The sequence below is a fragment of the Klebsiella sp. JN_Kp126 genome, assembly GCF_033843325.1.
Classification (GTDB): domain Bacteria; phylum Pseudomonadota; class Gammaproteobacteria; order Enterobacterales; family Enterobacteriaceae; genus Klebsiella; species Klebsiella michiganensis.
Genome location: NZ_JAWXQV010000047.1, coordinates 40,704 through 58,218, shown reverse-complemented (window position 1 = coordinate 58,218; position 17,515 = coordinate 40,704). Strand labels below are relative to the sequence as shown.

The following is a 17,515-nucleotide window of genomic DNA, read 5'->3' as shown; positions in this document are numbered from 1 at the left end:
ACTCTATGATAATATATGTTTGTATAGCGAGTTAACCTATGGAATGGAGTTTCTATGAAGAAAGAAGATGGCATCTCAAAATATAAGCTCAACAAAATAGCCACCGAATCGTTAAGAAATACTATACGACTTCATTTTGACTCTATTTTACTCTATAGAAATGGATCATATCCCAGCGCATTTCAGCTTTCCGTGTTAGCTCTTGAAGAGTTTTCAAAGGCTAACTGGGTGGATCACTATATCTGGACATCTGAAACAAATGAAGGCTATCCAAAAGCAGATTTTGAGCAGGAATGGCTTAAGCTCCTATATCAACATCCTAAAAAACAATGGAATTTTGTAGCAAGAGAAACAAATGATTATTCACCAAAATTTATATCATTAATACAAAGTAGAAAACTGGAAGAAAAAAAACAAAACTCTATATATGTTGGACTATCTCGTAGCAAGGGGAAAATAGATACAGACAGTAGAATATCCACTCCTTGGAGAATAAAACAAGGAGATGCAAAGGAAATTATTTCAATAATCAATGATGAGTTAATAAAAATATGTAAAAGAATTGAAGAAGATGAATTCTACTTTGAAGGAGGGAAAAACATGGACGATGTATTCGATTACAAAATTTATAACAACCTATTAAAATGGCCACACAAAAGTGGAATAAAAAACGAAGGGTGGAGAAATAGAAATTTCCCACAAAAATAATAAACACTTTCGAATTTCGGTTGAAAAATACATACGGCTTATCGGAATAAATAGCGAGACATGGACAGATATAATTATCTGCCCATTTATTGTCCATACAAAAACACCTATCAAACCTACAAATTATATTAAGAGTCATTCTAACATCATAGATTATTTTTTATAAGACAGCATTTTTTATATTTTTTACCGCTTCCACATAAACACTTATCATTTCTTCCAAGCTTAACTTTAAATTTCCCCCTTAATTCCTTCGAATCATAAATCATTGGCTTATCCATTTTTGCTTCTTTAACTGCAAGATCCATTTTTGTATCTTTTTGCCACGGAAAGGATAGCTTACATATCGAAGCCACCATACCAAGTCGATCAGCCTCAACCAAAACCCCAAACCATTGATTTTGCTTTGCTAAATATTTTTTTGCATTAACATGGGCCATCAATTTATTTTGAGCTGATTCTAAATCACCAGCTAATGTATGAACGGTTAGACCACCAACCCCATTTTCTAGCTGAATAGTAAAATCATGAGTAAGGTTATCCTGTATGGTTAAGTATTGTATCCTACCTACTGCCTCATTAAGCATATCGACAAACTTACCATTTCCTTTTAAAAGGATCAGGCCCAGATCTGTTAAATCATCATTAGCCAGTCGTTGAATTTTAAAAAGAAGCCTACCAAAGAATCCTGATGTATATTTTTGCAAAATACCTTTTGGTGTTCCACTACCGGGCAGTGCTAATCTTCGTACCATAAAAGCAGCATCTAAGTCAGAAGCAATATCATCCGCTAGATGCATAAAGGTCATATCATTCTCAATCCATAAATTATATTTTAAATGCATGGATAGAAGAACAATTTCTGTGCTCGCCATTAGAGCGTCATGATAACCAGTACGGCGGTCAACAAAACTCAAGAAAAATAAAGGCTCCGAAAGAAACTCAGTAAGAATATCTAAGAAAAAAATATCCATAATATATGGTGCTTTTAAATGTTCTGTTTTCTCATATTTAAGATGAAGTCGACACTGAAAAGCTAAGGACGGATAACTCTCAGATGTTATACAAACTGGGTAGCAAGATGTAGGCCGATCTTTAAATTCTACCAAATTTCCACTTGCATCCTTAAAGTGAACCCCCGCTTCCATAAGAGCATTGGAGCATTCTATCGCCTGATCATAAGCGTTCTGAAATCCCTTAGTGAAATCATCTTTAACAATCTCAGCTTGTCCTTTTCTTGAGGAAAGCGTCATACCTTTAGATTTTGCTTGTACGATTAAATATTTACTCCCGAATTTAACGAGTATATCGATCTCACCAATTTTCTCTGCCGCATTTTTAAAAATATCAATATTTACATAGACGTTTTCTCTTCCAAAAACAGATACTAATTTATTATATGTGAATGCCTCAGTGAAATTTCCTCTATGCTCATCAGCAAACTTGCGATACGATTTATCTTCACGCATCCAAAATATTGGGCTTTCATACATTGATTGAGCAAGTGATGTTAACTGGAATAAATAATATTTATCATTTAGACATACAATAGGCTTTGCATTAATAATATTAAAATCATCTATTGAGCTAAACGATGTGTTATCATCTTTTGAACTTGTACTAAAAATAGTCAAAAAAGCAATTACTATTTCCTTTGACTGTTTAGATAAACGAATTAGCTCATCAACATTTATTTCATGAAACTGAAGGCGAGATTCTTTATGACTTATTAATTCGCTACGTGATGCAATGGAGTTAAGATTTTCATTAAGCATTTCATTAATAGCTCGATATATTGTATAAGCATCATTCATATCGAAACCAACATGATCACGGAGCCATACTTCATCTTCTATATAACGTTCTCTTGCGAATGATGCAAATTGAAACTCAAATGCCTGCTCAGCACTATAAAATATAAACTCACGAACAACATCTTTTTCCGTAAAAAAACTTTCAAACGAAAGTTTCGGATTCTCAAGAGAGAAATTTTTCATTCCTGAAGTTTTTATGGCCTCATGAATATCTTTTAAAATTTGTTCAGCAGAATCAACATATTGAGTTAGCTTATCGCTGCTTATTTCTACTGCATTATAACCGGACTTGAGCATCAACCCATGCAGTAGTGATAACTCAGTTTTAATCAATCGGTCAGATGAAGTTAGATGGTTCAAATCATCAGTTTCCAATCCTCCTTGGAAACCTATTGTACAGTCTCTTAGGCATAAATATGAATACGCATGAATAAAACCGTCTTGTTTACAAAGTTCCTCTAACTCTAAAAATTTCGCTTGCTCATTATTCATTATTGTCTCCAAATATTTTATTCAGCAATGCCAACGATTATAAACAGCAGGGGCGTGATTTTTTCAAGAAACTATGTAACTTTTGATAAATTTAGTCAAGTTTAAAATGACAACTAAATTAGACTATATTGGTATATACTGGTAAAAAGTAATTAATTAGACAAATTGCTTTTTAAAGGAATACTTATTCCTTTAATTCATCATCTATGAATGTGCGGTAAAATGTAATTTTAGAAATGACCACAAACATTTAAAGTTAATGCATATGATAATTTCTTGATGATACAAAATGCAGATTAACTCATGATTTAAAACCTCTTTGATTGAAAAATATAAACTTGTCCTGATTTTTTTGTTCTAGATATCCATCTTTTAGATTTCCTTTTAACTTAGATTTAAATCTATTTTTATAGTCCACTATATATGACGTTTTTTTCATTATTTTTTCTTCAATCACTTTTTCTTTATTCCTTGGCTGAATAACAGGTTTTTTTATACCTAAACGTTCTCTTACCTCTTCGATCTTAACTGCTCTACTATTGAAATTGCTACGGCCTTTGAGTCTAAATTGATGGGTAGCTGTTGTTGCTGTTTCTGCATGATAAAGTATCCTACTGATAGAACCACCAATATATGTATTACTCCTACCACCGAGGCCACTTTTATTATAAGTTTTGATTGATTCTTTATGGTATTGTTTTTTAACTCTGTTGAGTATTTGTGCAGCTTTTTGTGTTGTTCTTCTAACTTTATGGCTTGCTGGTCTATTATATTTTTCGCTGAGTTTAAAGCGGTTGTTGTTGCTTCTAATGAGTTGTTCACTCTGGTTAGTGTCTGTTGCGTCTGATTTAATGCCGTACTGACCGACTCCGATAATATCATCATTGATTCTGTCAGAGGTTCTATTGTCATTGATATTTGGTTCAACAAATGATCGTCCAACACTATTTGGTTCATCATCTTTTCTTGCTGAGAAGCTCCTAATGAGTTCATCATCTCTATTTTTGTCATATTTCACCTTACTTTTTATAGTGTTCCAACTAAATTTTTTGCCAAGAGATGAACCCTTGAAGAAAATATTTTTTTCATTATTTTTGATACCAAATGACACCCCGGCGACGTTGCCAGTGCTTGCAACGTTGAAGGCCGGATCGATGCCTACAGCCTGTAGTCTGTCTATGAACGTCTGTAGATCTGGTTTACCCAACATAGCCGCCTGTAATGCGTTCTGTAGCACGATACGAGCTGGTTTCTCACCTGTACGTAGGGCTTGCTCGATCTCGTTCTTGGTTGGTGCTAATACGTCTGATTTTTGCCCCTGCAAGCTCTTAGTTATGGTTAAGTCGTGCTTTATCTCAAGACGTCCACAAGCTGCTATTGTGTTAAATGCTGAGTGCTGACCAAGCCATACCGAACCATCCAGCCCAACCCTATTTGCTACAATATGAATATGGTCTTTATCTGTATCTTTATGACGTACACAAATATATTGATGTTTGTCTATATCAATATTCATTTCTTTCAAATAGTCTTTTGCTATCTCTTCCCATTTTCCATCTGTTAATTTTTCATCTTTTGGAAGAGATAAAAACGCATGAAAAACTGGTTTTTTTATATCTTGTCTAAAGCCGCTTACAGTTTTAAACTCATCAGTTAACTCACTAACGTTATTTTTATCTGCTGACATATTGCTACAAATAAAACTGTGATCATCTTTTAATATATAATCAATCCTATTTTTAAATGATCTCCCTGTTTTAGCTACATTCCCTTTCATATATACCCCAAGTCTTTATTTATTTCTATTATCCTTCTACCAACCTGTTTTATATTAAAGTTGAGTTTATCAACCTCATTTTTATCAAAATACTCATTACCATTTAGTTTCTTTGTTGCTTGGTTTATATTATTGGCAACTGCTGAAAGCTGCATGTATGTTTTTTGATTTATTTCAGGCATTTTTCTTTTAACAATAGGTTCAGAGTTTAAAATCTCTTTCCTAATGTAATGGCCTCTTTCAAGACCGGATGCCTCAACAAGTTCTTTTAAATATTCAAACTCTGCTTTGTTTACTCTAAACTGTATAGATATATCTCTGCGTTCTTCGTGATTTAATTCTATACGCCCTCTTTTTCTGTCTGTTCGCATTCTTTATTCCTCTGGATAATGTAATCATCTGTTGCTCTTATGTAGTCGTTATCATTTTCAATAATTAATGCTTCAATAAGCTCATCAGCTTTATTCTCTGTAATGTATCTATTGGCTACAAAATAACACAAATCTCGCTCATCACTATTGATTTCATTAAATGGTATATCTTTGTTTTGTTCTATGTAATAAAAAAACCTTGCCAGTATTTCGAGCTTATATTCTATAGTTATACTATTCATTAAGTTTTCTACATTCATGTTCTATTATTCCTTTTGTATTTAATCAATGCTTTTTTATCTATCATTTTTCTAACTTCTGATATTGCTTGCTTTGCTTCGCTTGAAGAGTTTGTTTTTCCAGTACAGCTACGGATCATAAAACCTCCCAACATAATACAAAGTATTACCATTGCTACAGACATAATCATCATAATATTCTTTTCTCCCTGCCTAAAAATCTAAATAGTGTATTATAAGAACCTACCAATGAAATATTTTCAAACCACAATATAATATGTTCAGCTAAAGCAACCTTAGCCCTATTTGATAATTTATTTATTATCTCCACTGCTTCGTTTAAATCTTTTATTTCAACATCTCTATTTGCTTCATCTCTTGCCTCACCTAAAAAATAGATACTCGCTTCAAGATAATACCTTAAATAATCCAAGTCATAATGTTCATATTTCACAAATTCTTTTTTTGTGTCATCATCACCCAGTATGGCATTAGTTAAATATTGATAATGCTCAAATAAAATTTTCCCATCTATGTTATTTATAAAACCTAAATCATCATTCATTTTAAATACTCCTATAATATTAAACTGTATGGTTTACCGCCTCCCCTTTGACAAGGGGAATAGGCGGAAGGGTAGATCTTTTTCAACCCTACGAGCAAAGCGAGATAGGGCAATCCGAAGGATTGGGTAAATAGCGGATACGCTATTACACCTTGCCTCAGTTTCCGAAAGCTAAAAAATAAAAGCTGAACTCAACTTATATTTAAATAAATAACCGATCTAAAAAACTAGTCAATAGCGGCTACATAAATAAATACACTGCACGATAAATAAAATGCAAATAAAGATAGGGTAAATAATATATTGTCTTTATGACAACTTTGGGGGGGGGAAATCGTCAAGGGCTAAATCGTGGGGTCCCGCTTGCGGGTTCCGATTTAGTGCTTGATGATATAGAGGAGGAAATAAAATTTATATGGGTGATGGTTCGACACTTCGAGCCATCACCTTGGAAGACGTATTTTACATTCTCCTTCTGAAAGAAATCCTGTCAGAAAAAACCAACTTGCTAATAATAAACCCAACAATCGCAATGACAAATAAACTAATATTACCAGCTATTATTCCTGAACTCATACCGATCAAAACTGATAATATTAAGGTGCTGAATACTATTAAAAATACACACCAACCCGGCGGAGCACCGTATAATACAGTTGCTTGACATCCAGTGCATACGTGAACCCCTTTCTGACTTTCTTTTAGACAGTATGGGCATTGAATGGTATTATTTTCCATTTCCTATTCCTCTAATCTTTCTTAAAAACCGCACCTTGGTAAACAACTCCATCTTTGACTTTTTCGATTTTAAAAGTCCAAGATCCGAGATTTTTGTTTTGCGTTTTGGCGATATAGATGGGTTTCTTGCTTTCATCCCAGCTTTTAACGGTAAAAACACCATCGCGAAACTTGATCACATCTTTCTGAATATCAAGCCTGACGCCGAACTGTTGATTAACATAGTTGCCATAGATGCCATCATCGCCACATCCTGCTAGCAGGACGGCAAGACCTGCCACTAACATAAATTTCCGCATACCTTTTCCTTCACCAATAGCACAGATCTACGATTGACCTGTAAACGCCTTAGGATTCAATTATTTTCATGTCTAGTCATATCGTTTGTACCGATCGAAAAAATAAACAATGATAGATAAATACTATCAAAATAAAATAAACGATCGTTTAAACCAATTAACAACGATCGATTTAGTGCCTTTTGATTGTTAAAACCTATCAATATTAACATATCGATCTTTTATACCGATCCATTTCTGTTAAGGATTTGGATCTTGAACGGACAACAGCGGGAAAAGTGCTATGGTGGGATATCTGGAACGAGACTTTTTTTATATTTTTTAGATATATTTTCCTTTTTACTTTATTAGACCTCGTTTTATAGTTTTTTTGATCTAGCTCTGCTTTATATTTTATTAGTGCCATATAAAACAAGGCACCTTTACTATAAATAAACTTAGCTTTACTGAGAGCTATATACTGCCTTGTGTTCGCCCCCGAAAATGGGACTTCACCCAAGGCTTCGCCTCCTGAAATTTTCAACTTATTTTGTTGAAAATCTATCAAGATTGGCGAAAACCAAGATGAAAAATATGACTTCACCCAAGTTGATCTGGCTTAAAGCTCTACATCGTTTCCAATGTAGGACACCCTACGACACCCCCAGATTCGTTCATGCAGATTAATGTATTGTTATCCCCTATTTATGCTTTCAACAAAGGTAGGGCTTTCTCATAGCTATTCCATATACAACTTCACTTATCTGTTTAGAACTTCGCTTCGGGTTGGTATTACGTCGCTTCCCCTTCTATACCTACAATCAACAAAACATACGGACATCTCTCATTAGCGACTCGCGCTCAATTGCTCCACATATGCAGACCTGATACAAAGGTTTATAATTTGATTGCTTTTGAGGACATTAAAGATTCTGGAAATGGTATTCAAAAGACTTGTAAAAAGCTCAGATTTAGATTTGACAAATATGAAAAGATTATTTAATACTTTATTATATTTGTAATCACGTTAATCCTCTAACTGATTACAAGACTTAAAAAAGTCAGCGAAAACTTTTTTAGTCCTTAAAAAGTCAGATTTAACATCTGGCTTTTTTTGTATCTTTACTTTTTATAGATCTTATATTTTAATAGTCAATAGGAAGATAGGAGATATTTCACAAAATCATTTTGGTTAACGATAGCAAACTTAATAAAGGTCAGATATATATCTGACCTTTTGCTTAAGATATCAATATTATTCATATAAAATCTCTAAACGCTATACAATCCATTTTGATATGTTTTATTTTCACATATAACAAATCATAATGGCCTCTGTATGCATACACATTATATTTATTCTAACCTCTTCAAAATCTATGTATCTATGCTGACTTTGATCAATACTCTTCTTCGTTTTTTCAATAATATCATCGTAAATGGTTTCCATATAATATTTATCAGTAAATAGATCGAATACTTCATTAGCAGGCTTCGCAAGCACTTTCTTGGTAAAGCGAGAGTATTCTAACAATGCTGTAAGTTCTGCTGAGTTCTGACTATTACATTTATTTTCTTTTTTCATTTTTGGTTCCTTATTTAATCGTTAAGTAAATATCCCCCTACACTTTCATGTATTATTTAAAAGGGATTATTGTATTTTATAAATATATGTTTATATTGCTTTCACATACTACCCATATATTATTATGCAGCTGTATTACGTGATGAATAGATCAGTTGTTCAATCCATTCATCAATCTCACTTTCAACAAAGGCACTGGCTCTTATTCCAATCTTAATCGGCTTAGGGAAATCCCCCTTACTAATAAGTCTATAGATCCATGCTTTGCTAAATCCTGTTTTATTGATCACTTCCGGCATGCGAATAAGTTTTTTTGTTGTCATATATTTCTCCGTTGTTGTTTTGATGAATGTAGTATCTTCAGATCGCTTATGACGTTCAACCCTCGGAAAATCAGAATTGAACTCGAATTGAGTGTTTTTCATACAAAAACAGATGAAATGGCGGGAGAGCTGTCACTGGGCGGGGTGTAGAGCGATTTAGCAATAAGTGCTATTTATTTTCCTGTTTCAAGGTATTTTATAATTTTCATATTAATCAATTACTTAATAAACATCAGTTTAAATTCTGACTTAATTCTTATCTGCATTAGCCAAGAAAAAGGGCTATGGCCGTTAAGACATAACCCTTCTTTCATCAGCAGTTATCCTTACCCACACCGATTAAACGTTCCCTGTACGACATTACCGCCTTTCTCAAGGCTTACCATGTAGTCGGCATACCATTGCAGCATCTCGCGTCTGCCATCGAGATATTGCGCATGGTTGTAGGTGCCACGGATAGCATTCTTATCAACATGGGCTAGTTGGGTTTCAATCCATGCGGTGTTGTAGCCCTGTTCATGAAGAACGGTGCTCATGGTATGACGGAAGCCGTGACCCGTAACCCGTCCTGTATAGCCGATTCGCTTAAATACCTGATTGATACTGGCTTCGCTCATGGTCTTACTTGGATCATTGCGGCCCGGAAACAGCAAAGGGAATTGTCCCGTCATTGCTCTGATCTTTTCGATAATGGCTAACGCTTGGGTAGATAGCGGGATGATATGAGGACGGCGCATTTTCATGCGTTCAGCAGAAATTTCCCATAGCGCTTTCTCGGAATCGATTTCCGACCATAAGGCACCACGCAATTCACCCGTTCTTAGGCCAGTAAGGATCAATAATCTTGCTGCCAACACCATCAATTCACTACCAGAGTAGCCAGCAAGGGCTTTAAAAAAGGCAGGAAGCTCTTCGGTGGTCAGGAACGGGTAATGTGTAGATTCATGCCCCTGCATGGCACTGGTGAGATCAGGAGCGGGATTATACTCGGCTCTGCCTGTCACGATGGCATAGCGAAACACTTCACCACATCGTTGGCGCACTTTCTTTGCTTTCTCTGTTGCACCTCTGGCTTCGATTTTTTTAAGCACATTAAGAAGCTCTAATGGCTTAATGTCCGCAACAGGCCGTTGACCAAGAAAAGGAAAAATATCTTTATTGAAAGCTTCGAGAATGTCAGAGGCATACCCAACTGACCATTTTTTCACTTTCATGCTGTGCCATTCGAGCGCAATTTGCTGAAAGGTGTTTTTGACCTGCGCTTCACGCTCAGCTTTATGTTCTTTCTTAAGCTCTAAAGGATCGATACCCCCAGCGATACCTTTTCGAGCTTCATCACGCTTTGCTCTGGCATCAGCCAAAGACACATCGGGATATACCCCCAGCGCCAATAACTTTTCCTTTCCATCGATACGATACTTTAAACGCCAGTAGCGTGACCCGTTAGTTTTAACCAATAAGTAGAGGCCACCACCATCAGCCATCTTGTAGGGTTTATCTTTGGGCTTGGCAGTCTCGACCTGTCTGGCATTGAGCTTCATCTGGGGGTATCTCCTTTAGACCGAACAGCGAATACCCCCATTGATACCCCCAACTCACCGTAGATTTCTGTGAACGTGAGTAGACGAGCAGAGACAACAAGGGCCGTGAAGCCGCGTATTATAAGGGTTTAAAGGGTATTTGAGTAGACTTAAGGAGACGTTAAAATAGGTAGGATGGTGCCGATAATAGGAGTCGAACCTACGACCTTCGCATTACGAATGCGCTGCTCTACCAACTGAGCTATATCGGCCCTGCAAGATGTGCTGACGAGCGTAAGCACGGGATAGAAGGTTAAAACTAAGTGGGTGATGCGTCAATGCCCTTGCGAATCAAACGGCTACTTTTGCATCACCCAATTAGCATTAAGCACGAATGGTATCGTCGCCGAAACCAATCCACTTATAGGTCGTCAGGGCTTCCAGGCCCATCGGGCCGCGCGCGTGCAGCTTCTGGGTGCTGACCGCCACTTCCGCGCCGAGGCCAAACTGGCCGCCGTCGGTAAAGCGGGTAGAGGCGTTGACGTACACCGCCGAGGAATCCACCTCGTTGATAAAGCGGTTCGCGTTGCCCAGGGTGCGCGTCAGGATGGCGTCAGAATGCTGGGTGCCGTGCTCGCGAATATGCGCTACCGCTTCATCCTGATCGGCCACCACCTTCACGTTCAGATCCAGCGACAGATACTCATTGTCATACTGCTCCGCTTTCACCGGCTCTACGCTGGCCGGGCCGTTTTGCAGCGCGGGCAGGGAGGCCGCATCGGCGTGCAGGCTGACGCCGCTTTCCGCCATCTGTTTGCTCAGCGCGGGCAGGAAGCGTTCGGCGATATCCTGATGCACCAGCAGCGTTTCGACCGAGTTACAGGCGCTCGGGCGCTGCACTTTGGCGTTAACGATAACCTTCAGCGCTTCGGCAACGTCGGCGGAGTGGTCGATATAAATATGGCAGACGCCGATACCGCCGGTGATCACCGGGATCGTCGACTGCTCGCGGCACAGCTTATGCAAACCTGCGCCGCCGCGCGGGATCAGCATATCGATATACTTATCCATCTTCAGCATCTCGCCGACCAGCGCGCGATCCGGGCTCTCAATCGCCTGCACGGTGGCCGCCGGTAAGCCGCACTCCTGCAGCGCCTGCTGAATCACTTTCACCGTGGCGGCGTTGGTGCGCCAGGTCTCTTTACCGCCGCGCAGAATCGCCGCGTTGCCGGTTTTCAGGCACAAAGAGGCGACATCGACGGTCACGTTCGGACGGGCTTCATAAATTACGCCCACCACGCCCAGCGGCACGCGGCGACGCTCAATGCGCAGGCCGCTGTCCAGCAGACCGCCGTCGATTACCTGACCGACCGGGTCCGCCAGGCTGCAGACCTGACGAACATCGTTAGCAATTCCGCTCAGGCGCGCCGGGTTGAGCGCCAGGCGGTCAAGCAGCGCCTCGCTCAAACCGTTGGCGCGCGCTTCCGCCAGATCCTCAGCGTTAGCCCGCAGGATCGCGTCGGTCTGCGCTTCAAGATAGTCGGCAATCTTTTCCAGCACCCGGTTCTTTTCGCGGCTGGAAAGCTGCGCGAGTTTGTACGAGGCCGCTTTGGCAGCAATGCCCATTTGTTCCAGCATTTTCAGCTCCTTAACGGATAATCATGTCGTCACGGTGGACGGCGACCGGGCCGTATTCATAGCCCAGAATGGCATCGATCTGCTGCGAGTGCTGCCCGGCAATGCGGCGCAGCGCATCGCTGTTATAGCGGCTGACGCCGTGGGCGATATCGCGGCCTTCAAGGCTGCGAATGCGGATCACTTCACCGCGCGAGAAGTTGCCGGTGATGGTTTTAATCCCTTTCGGCAGCAGGGAGCTGCCGCGTTCGAGAATTGCCTGGGTCGCGCCGGCGTCCACGGTAATTTCACCTGCCGGCGGCGCGCCGAAAATCCAGCGCTTACGGTTTTCCAGCGGCGACTCCTGGGCGTGGAAGCGGGTCCCGACGGAGATGCCCTCCATCACGTCGCCAATCACCCCCGGACGGCTACCGGCGGCGATGATGGTATCGATGCCCGCGCGGCAGGCGACGTCGGCGGCCTGCAGCTTGGTGCCCATACCGCCGGTACCTAAACCGGACACGCTATCGCCCGCGACGGCGCGCAGGGCGTCATCGATGCCGTAAACGTCTTTAATTAGCTCGGCCTGCGGGTTGTTGCGCGGGTCGGCGGTAAACAGGCCCTGCTGATCGGTCAGCAGCAGCAGTTTATCGGCGCCGGCGAGGATTGCCGCCAGCGCCGAAAGATTATCGTTATCGCCGACTTTAATTTCAGCGGTCGCCACGGCGTCATTTTCATTAATGACCGGCACGATATTGTTATCCAGCAGCGCGCGCAGGGTATCGCGGGCGTTGAGAAAACGCTCGCGGTCTTCCATATCGGCGCGGGTGAGCAGCATCTGGCCGACGTGAATACCATAAATAGAAAACAGCTGTTCCCACAGCTGGATAAGACGGCTCTGGCCGACCGCCGCCAGCAGCTGTTTCGACGCAATGGTCGCAGGCAGTTCCGGGTAGCCGAGGTGCTCACGTCCGGCGGCGATCGCCCCGGAGGTGACTATCACAATTCGATGACCCATCGCGTGCAGCTGCGCGCACTGGCGCACTAATTCAACGATATGGGCGCGGTTCAGGCGGCGGGATCCGCCCGTTAAAACACTGGTGCCCAGTTTTACCACCAGCGTCTGGCTATCACTCATGATTCTCTGCCGTTCAAAAAGGAGTTTCGATATCGAGTTGATGTTGTAACAGGAGTCAGCCCGCTTGCCAACACCTGGCGTGGTGGACGAACCACTTCATTGCGCGGATCGGGCATTCTGGCGGGGAAGTGTGACAAATTTATGACGGAAATAATTTAATACCCTTTTTTAGAAAAAGTTCCATATTGTCATAAATTTTTAATATTAGAGCGTTAAAAAACCTGCAGTTTTTGACGGGGCTTCCGCCCGGAATTGATTAGCGCGTATAAATAAATCACCAGGACTGAATAATGAAAAAGAGCTCACTGGCATTAATGATGATGGGTCTTATTGCTTCTTCGGCTACGCAGGCGGCAGAAGTTTATAATAAAAACGGCAATAAACTGGACGTCTACGGCAAAGTCAAAGCTATGCACTATATGAGCGACTATGACAGCAAAGATGGCGACCAGACCTACGTTCGTTTCGGCATCAAAGGCGAAACGCAGATTAACGACGATCTGACCGGCTACGGCCGCTGGGAATCGGAGTTCTCCGGCAACAAAACTGAAAGCGACTCTTCGCAGAAAACGCGTCTGGCGTTCGCCGGCGTGAAAGTCAAAAACTACGGTTCATTTGACTATGGTCGTAACCTCGGCGCGCTGTACGACGTTGAAGCCTGGACCGATATGTTCCCGGAATTCGGCGGCGACTCTTCCGCGCAGACCGATAACTTTATGACCAAACGCGCCAGCGGCCTGGCAACCTACCGCAATACCGACTTCTTCGGCGTGGTGGATGGCCTGGACCTGACTCTGCAATATCAGGGTAAAAACGAAGGCCGTGAAGCCAAGAAACAGAACGGCGACGGCTTCGGTACCGCCTTAAGCTACGACTTCGGCGGCAGCGACTTCGCCGTCAGCGCGGCCTACACCAGCTCCGATCGCACGAACGATCAGAACCTGCTGGCCCGCGGCACGGGTAAAAAAGCGGAAGCCTGGGCGACCGGCCTGAAATATGACGCCAATAATATCTACCTGGCGACCATGTACTCAGAAACCCGCAAAATGACGCCAATCAGCGGCGGTTTTGCCAATAAAGCGCAGAACTTTGAAGCCGTGGCGCAGTACCAGTTCGATTTCGGCCTGCGTCCGTCCCTGGGCTACGTGCTGTCAAAAGGCAAGGATATTGAGGGCGTGGGGAGCGAAGACCTGGTCAACTACATTGACGTTGGCGTGACCTATTACTTCAACAAAAACATGAACGCCTTTGTGGATTACAAAATCAACCAGCTGAAGAGCGATAATAAGCTTGGGATCAACGATGACGATATCGTCGCTGTCGGTATGACCTACCAGTTCTAAGCCGTCGCCGGTAAAAAACAATAAAGCCGCCGTGGTGACAGGGCGGCTTTATTCTTGCTGATTAACGGTTTTTCGCCAGATGCAGATTATCGTTATTCATCGTGATCTGCGCGTTATATTCCTTCGGCAGGCGGCGCGCCTGATAAAATACCGATTGCCAGTACGGATTATCCAGCGAAGAGCGCATCACGCCCTGGCTGGTGGAGGCATGAAGGAAATTACGGTCGGTATCATAGAAGCCGACGTGCATGCCGCCTTTAATACGGAAGAAAACCAAATCTCCCGGCCGCAGCTGCCGCGGGCTCACGCGTTCTCCCATATGCAGCAGTTCGCGGGTGGTGATGCGCTCCATCGGCAGGTTGAAGCGATCTTTGAGCGTACGCCAGACAAACCCGGAGCAGTCGACCCCGCTTTGCTCCGTCCCGCCCCACTCGTAGGGCGTTCCCTCCCAGGTATGCATCTGATCGTGCAGCGCGGCGATCACCGGGATCAGATCGTCAGAACCTCCGTCGATGGTCGCGTGGCTACTCTGGGCGGCGGTTTTATGCGGTTTCGATGAGGATGAACATCCTGCCAAAAGCAAAAAAGGAACAAATAATAGCGCGTGAGAGAGTCTGGGCTTCATATCATTGTTTTTCGTCACTGAAAACGGGCCGTGATATTTTATAGCCGATTCGCTACGGCCTCAGAATGACCAAAAGCAAAATTTACGAAACCTTACGTAAATAATATAGGTCGGATACGCGGTGAACATCGGCGGCCTTTATTTTCGCCGGGACCGTCTCATCTTCCATTAATAAATTTTTTCTCTGTGAAACAATATTTCACAAATATCCGCGTGTTGCGCATCTGTTCCGCTTCAGCGCAAGGTGAAAGATCCTCATCATCCCGCCATTGCGCCGCCAGGCTGCCCTCCAGTACTTTTGTAGACTAAAAGAGAGAGTGGGGCGGGCTAATGCATCTGGATTTTCGCCAACTGCGCAACTTTGTCGCGTTAGTTGAATACGGCAGTTTTAATCGCGCGGCGGAGGCGGTGTGCCTGTCGCAGTCGGCGTTCAGCCGCAGCATTCAGGCGCTGGAGCAGAGCGTCGGCCATCCGTTATTCGATCGCCAGAGCAAGCTACCGACGCTCACCCTGCACGGGCAAAAGCTGCTGCCCTACGCCCGCCGCTTTCAGGAGCTGAACGTGGAGCTCAGCAGCCAGCTGCGCGAAGCGGACGATGCGCAAAACGGCGAGGTCGCTTTTGGCTGCGGCCCGGCCCCTGCCGCAAGGCTGATTCCGGCCGCCGTCGGCGAGTTTCATCGCCTTTTGCCGCAGGCGAGGGTGCGCTTTCAGATTGATAACTGGCTGGCGCTGCATCAGGCGCTGACCTCTCAGCTCTACCCTTTTGTGGTTGCCGACAGCTGGCAGGCCGAGCTCGACCCGCAGCTGCGCGTGCAGCCGCTCAGCCCGCAGCGCTGCTTTTTCGTCTGCCATGCCGATCATCCGCTGGCCAAACAGGGGCCGGTCTCTATCCAGGCGATGCTGCGCTACCCCTTTGCCGCCCCCTATCTGCCGCCGGGCGTGCGCAAGGTGCTGGCGACCCTCAGCCAGCAGCAGGACTTTACCCCGGCGATTCAGTGCGATCATATCTACGCGCTGCTTGCCACCCTCGCGCAGACCAACGCGATTAGCTTCGCCAGCGAGGATGGCTTCGCGCTATGCCAGCACAGCCATCGTCTGGTTAAGCTGGAGCTCAGCGATCTGCCTGAGGAGTGGCGGCTGATGCAGACCCGGTTTGCCATTATCTCTCCGGTTCACGCGGCCCAGCCGCCGCTGGTGGAGAAGCTGATTGAGATTATCCTTCATACCGATCGTCAGCATCAGCTTCAGCTACTGGCGCAGGAGGAGAGGGGTTAACCGGCGTTTTTCGCCTGGCCTTTGGCATCGTACTGCGGCCAGCGGTTTTCCAGCCCCTGGGCTTTCAGCGCCTGCTCGACAAACTGGCCGTCTACCCACTGGCTGACGTCAAAAGCGCTGCGGATTAGCCGCCCGGATTTAGCCTGTTCGACGCTATTGCTAAAGCTGTCGGTCAGGAACGGATCGATACGCGGTGAGGTGGTAAAGTTCAGATCCTGCGGCTGCAGCTCTTCGAGAAACAGCGCCTGCGGGATCTGGCTCTGCTGCGCCATCTCGGCGGACCAGGCGTCGCGATTGGCCGGGTCGCTGATTTCCGCGGCGTTCTTCACCAGCACGTTAACGATCTGCTGGGTCGCCTGCGGCCAGGCGTCAATAAACGCCTGCGTCCCGAGGAACCCCGCCTGAGTTGTGTTCTGGCGGCCGGAGTCACCGCTTTTGACGACCACATCAATCTTATCGCCGCGCAGCGCCAGCAGCGAAACGCCGCCCCACACCGCATCGACGCGACCTGCCGCCAGCGCCGCTTTGCCGGCGTTCCAGTCAAGGTTGATCGTCTGCAAACTGCGCTCATTGAGGCCGACGGTTTGCAGCGCCCGGTCAAAGGCCAGCTGGTCCGCCGTGCCGCGATATACCGCGACCCGTTTGCCTTTCAGATCGGCCAGCGTTTTAATCCCTGAGGCTTTGGTTACCGCGAGCCAGGATTCCGAGCCGCGGCTGCCCAGCAGCAGGCGCGTCGGCAGCCCGTTGGCTTTACCGATGATCGCCGCCAGATCGCCGAGGTAGACAAAATCCAGCTGGCGGTTGGCTAAGGCTTCATTTACCGCCGGGCCCGCGCCTTTGAAAAACTGCCACTGCACTTCCACACCCTGCGGTTTAAACGCCTCTTCCAGCTGATGGCGGATAAACGCCATGCCGACCGGCCCCTCAATAAAGGGTTTACTGCCCGCGCTCTGGTCCGGCACGCCGATGCGGATAGTGCGTAGCGTTTCGGCCTGGACGCTGGACGCCAGGCTGATGACCGCGACCAGCGCCAGCAAGGTGCGGTTGAATATTGCTTTCATCATAACGTGTTGCTCCCTTGAGTTTTTTCTCACCCTAAAGAGCCAACGG

Annotated in this window: 18 protein-coding genes and 1 tRNA gene; 3 read left to right on the top strand and 16 right to left on the bottom strand. The window is 44.2% G+C overall.

Annotation, left to right across the window (positions count from 1 at the left end):
* Positions 1-54 precede the first annotated feature (54 nt).
* Positions 55-708: an AbiV family abortive infection protein gene (locus SIK97_RS06835; RefSeq protein WP_020231146.1), complete on the top strand. Its 654-nt coding sequence runs from the start codon at positions 55-57 to the stop codon at positions 706-708.
* Between the two features lie 146 nt (positions 709-854).
* Here the strand turns inward: SIK97_RS06835 and SIK97_RS06830 are convergent, their stop codons facing one another.
* The 14 genes from SIK97_RS06830 to proB all read right to left on the bottom strand — a co-directional run bounded on the left by SIK97_RS06830 (position 855) and on the right by proB (position 13,162).
* Positions 855-3,014: a YecA family protein gene (locus tag SIK97_RS06830; protein ID WP_059334104.1), complete on the bottom strand. Its 2,160-nt coding sequence runs from the start codon at positions 3,012-3,014 to the stop codon at positions 855-857.
* A gap of 301 nt (positions 3,015-3,315) precedes the next feature.
* Entirely contained in the window at positions 3,316-4,791 is a 1,476-nt protein-coding gene (locus SIK97_RS06825; protein ID WP_020231148.1) for a relaxase/mobilization nuclease domain-containing protein, read from the bottom strand.
* Positions 4,788-5,162 (bottom strand): plasmid mobilization protein, encoded by a 375-nt coding sequence (locus SIK97_RS06820; RefSeq protein WP_020231149.1) that lies wholly within the window; start codon positions 5,160-5,162, stop codon positions 4,788-4,790. Before SIK97_RS06820 ends, SIK97_RS06825 begins: the two co-directional genes overlap by 4 nt.
* Positions 5,132-5,422 (bottom strand): hypothetical protein, encoded by a 291-nt coding sequence (locus tag SIK97_RS06815; RefSeq protein ID WP_020231150.1) that lies wholly within the window; start codon positions 5,420-5,422, stop codon positions 5,132-5,134. Before SIK97_RS06815 ends, SIK97_RS06820 begins: the two co-directional genes overlap by 31 nt.
* Positions 5,419-5,595 carry a hypothetical protein gene (locus tag SIK97_RS06810; RefSeq protein ID WP_020231151.1) on the bottom strand — a complete coding sequence of 59 codons (177 nt, stop codon included), beginning with the start codon at positions 5,593-5,595 and terminating at the stop codon, positions 5,419-5,421. Before SIK97_RS06810 ends, SIK97_RS06815 begins: the two co-directional genes overlap by 4 nt.
* Positions 5,592-5,966 (bottom strand): hypothetical protein, encoded by a 375-nt coding sequence (locus tag SIK97_RS06805; protein WP_020231152.1) that lies wholly within the window; start codon positions 5,964-5,966, stop codon positions 5,592-5,594. Before SIK97_RS06805 ends, SIK97_RS06810 begins: the two co-directional genes overlap by 4 nt.
* A gap of 462 nt (positions 5,967-6,428) precedes the next feature.
* Positions 6,429-6,704: a hypothetical protein gene (locus tag SIK97_RS06800; RefSeq protein WP_071595938.1), complete on the bottom strand. Its 276-nt coding sequence runs from the start codon at positions 6,702-6,704 to the stop codon at positions 6,429-6,431.
* An 11-nt stretch (positions 6,705-6,715) separates the two neighbouring features.
* Positions 6,716-7,003, bottom strand: coding sequence for a hypothetical protein (locus SIK97_RS06795; protein WP_020231154.1), 288 nt, complete (start codon positions 7,001-7,003; stop codon positions 6,716-6,718).
* Between the two features lie 1,288 nt (positions 7,004-8,291).
* Positions 8,292-8,567: a hypothetical protein gene (locus tag SIK97_RS06790; protein WP_020231156.1), complete on the bottom strand. Its 276-nt coding sequence runs from the start codon at positions 8,565-8,567 to the stop codon at positions 8,292-8,294.
* A 122-nt stretch (positions 8,568-8,689) separates the two neighbouring features.
* On the bottom strand, positions 8,690-8,890 hold the full coding sequence (locus tag SIK97_RS06785; RefSeq protein WP_020231157.1) for a helix-turn-helix transcriptional regulator: 201 nt from the start codon (positions 8,888-8,890) through the stop codon (positions 8,690-8,692).
* 326 nt (positions 8,891-9,216) lie between these two features.
* Positions 9,217-10,431 (bottom strand): tyrosine-type recombinase/integrase, encoded by a 1,215-nt coding sequence (locus SIK97_RS06780; protein WP_020231158.1) that lies wholly within the window; start codon positions 10,429-10,431, stop codon positions 9,217-9,219.
* 175 nt (positions 10,432-10,606) lie between these two features.
* Positions 10,607-10,682, bottom strand: a tRNA-Thr gene (locus SIK97_RS06775).
* A gap of 112 nt (positions 10,683-10,794) precedes the next feature.
* The gene (gene proA / locus SIK97_RS06770) at positions 10,795-12,048 is read right to left on the bottom strand and encodes a glutamate-5-semialdehyde dehydrogenase (RefSeq protein ID WP_014228088.1); all 1,254 of its coding nucleotides are present in this window, start codon (positions 12,046-12,048) and stop codon (positions 10,795-10,797) included.
* Between the two features lie 10 nt (positions 12,049-12,058).
* The gene (proB, locus tag SIK97_RS06765; protein ID WP_004848066.1) at positions 12,059-13,162 is read right to left on the bottom strand and encodes a glutamate 5-kinase; all 1,104 of its coding nucleotides are present in this window, start codon (positions 13,160-13,162) and stop codon (positions 12,059-12,061) included.
* A gap of 290 nt (positions 13,163-13,452) precedes the next feature.
* Between proB and phoE the strand changes: the two genes are divergently transcribed.
* Positions 13,453-14,505, top strand: a complete 1,053-nt coding sequence (gene phoE / locus SIK97_RS06760) for a phosphoporin PhoE (RefSeq protein WP_004129421.1) — start codon at positions 13,453-13,455, stop codon at positions 14,503-14,505.
* Between the two features lie 61 nt (positions 14,506-14,566).
* On the opposite strand, the gene SIK97_RS06755 is transcribed toward phoE, so the two are convergent.
* Complete coding sequence (locus SIK97_RS06755) at positions 14,567-15,130, bottom strand: C40 family peptidase (RefSeq protein WP_025107227.1); 564 nt, start codon at positions 15,128-15,130, stop codon at positions 14,567-14,569.
* A gap of 330 nt (positions 15,131-15,460) precedes the next feature.
* On the opposite strand from SIK97_RS06755, the gene SIK97_RS06750 reads away from it, so the two are divergent.
* Positions 15,461-16,405, top strand: a complete 945-nt coding sequence (locus tag SIK97_RS06750) for a LysR family transcriptional regulator (protein WP_048261336.1) — start codon at positions 15,461-15,463, stop codon at positions 16,403-16,405.
* Here the strand turns inward: SIK97_RS06750 and SIK97_RS06745 are convergent.
* Positions 16,402-17,469, bottom strand: a complete 1,068-nt coding sequence (locus SIK97_RS06745; protein ID WP_049102647.1) for an ABC transporter substrate-binding protein — start codon at positions 17,467-17,469, stop codon at positions 16,402-16,404. The two genes, SIK97_RS06750 and SIK97_RS06745, sit on opposite strands and share 4 nt — an antisense overlap.
* Positions 17,470-17,515 lie beyond the last annotated feature (46 nt).

Bases quoted from the DNA above. Each gene is read 5' to 3' on its own strand.
- SIK97_RS06810 (WP_020231151.1), bottom strand. From the start codon at position 5,595: ATGATGATTATGTCTGTAGCAATGGTAATACTTTGTATTATGTTGGGA.
- SIK97_RS06780 (WP_020231158.1), bottom strand. From the start codon at position 10,431: ATGAAGCTCAATGCCAGACAGGTCGAGACTGCCAAGCCCAAAGATAAA.
- phoE (WP_004129421.1), top strand. From the start codon at position 13,453: ATGAAAAAGAGCTCACTGGCATTAATGATGATGGGTCTTATTGCTTCT.
- SIK97_RS06750 (WP_048261336.1), top strand. From the start codon at position 15,461: ATGCATCTGGATTTTCGCCAACTGCGCAACTTTGTCGCGTTAGTTGAA.
- SIK97_RS06790 (WP_020231156.1), bottom strand. From the start codon at position 8,567: ATGAAAAAAGAAAATAAATGTAATAGTCAGAACTCAGCAGAACTTACA.
- SIK97_RS06800 (WP_071595938.1), bottom strand. From the start codon at position 6,704: ATGGAAAATAATACCATTCAATGCCCATACTGTCTAAAAGAAAGTCAG.
- SIK97_RS06820 (WP_020231149.1), bottom strand. From the start codon at position 5,162: ATGCGAACAGACAGAAAAAGAGGGCGTATAGAATTAAATCACGAAGAA.
- SIK97_RS06745 (WP_049102647.1), bottom strand. From the start codon at position 17,469: ATGATGAAAGCAATATTCAACCGCACCTTGCTGGCGCTGGTCGCGGTC.
- SIK97_RS06835 (WP_020231146.1), top strand. From the start codon at position 55: ATGAAGAAAGAAGATGGCATCTCAAAATATAAGCTCAACAAAATAGCC.
- SIK97_RS06815 (WP_020231150.1), bottom strand. From the start codon at position 5,422: ATGAATGTAGAAAACTTAATGAATAGTATAACTATAGAATATAAGCTC.
- SIK97_RS06830 (WP_059334104.1), bottom strand. From the start codon at position 3,014: ATGAATAATGAGCAAGCGAAATTTTTAGAGTTAGAGGAACTTTGTAAA.
- SIK97_RS06825 (WP_020231148.1), bottom strand. From the start codon at position 4,791: ATGAAAGGGAATGTAGCTAAAACAGGGAGATCATTTAAAAATAGGATT.
- proA (WP_014228088.1), bottom strand. From the start codon at position 12,048: ATGCTGGAACAAATGGGCATTGCTGCCAAAGCGGCCTCGTACAAACTC.
- SIK97_RS06805 (WP_020231152.1), bottom strand. From the start codon at position 5,966: ATGAATGATGATTTAGGTTTTATAAATAACATAGATGGGAAAATTTTA.
- SIK97_RS06785 (WP_020231157.1), bottom strand. From the start codon at position 8,890: ATGACAACAAAAAAACTTATTCGCATGCCGGAAGTGATCAATAAAACA.
- SIK97_RS06795 (WP_020231154.1), bottom strand. From the start codon at position 7,003: ATGCGGAAATTTATGTTAGTGGCAGGTCTTGCCGTCCTGCTAGCAGGA.
- SIK97_RS06755 (WP_025107227.1), bottom strand. From the start codon at position 15,130: ATGAAGCCCAGACTCTCTCACGCGCTATTATTTGTTCCTTTTTTGCTT.
- proB (WP_004848066.1), bottom strand. From the start codon at position 13,162: ATGAGTGATAGCCAGACGCTGGTGGTAAAACTGGGCACCAGTGTTTTA.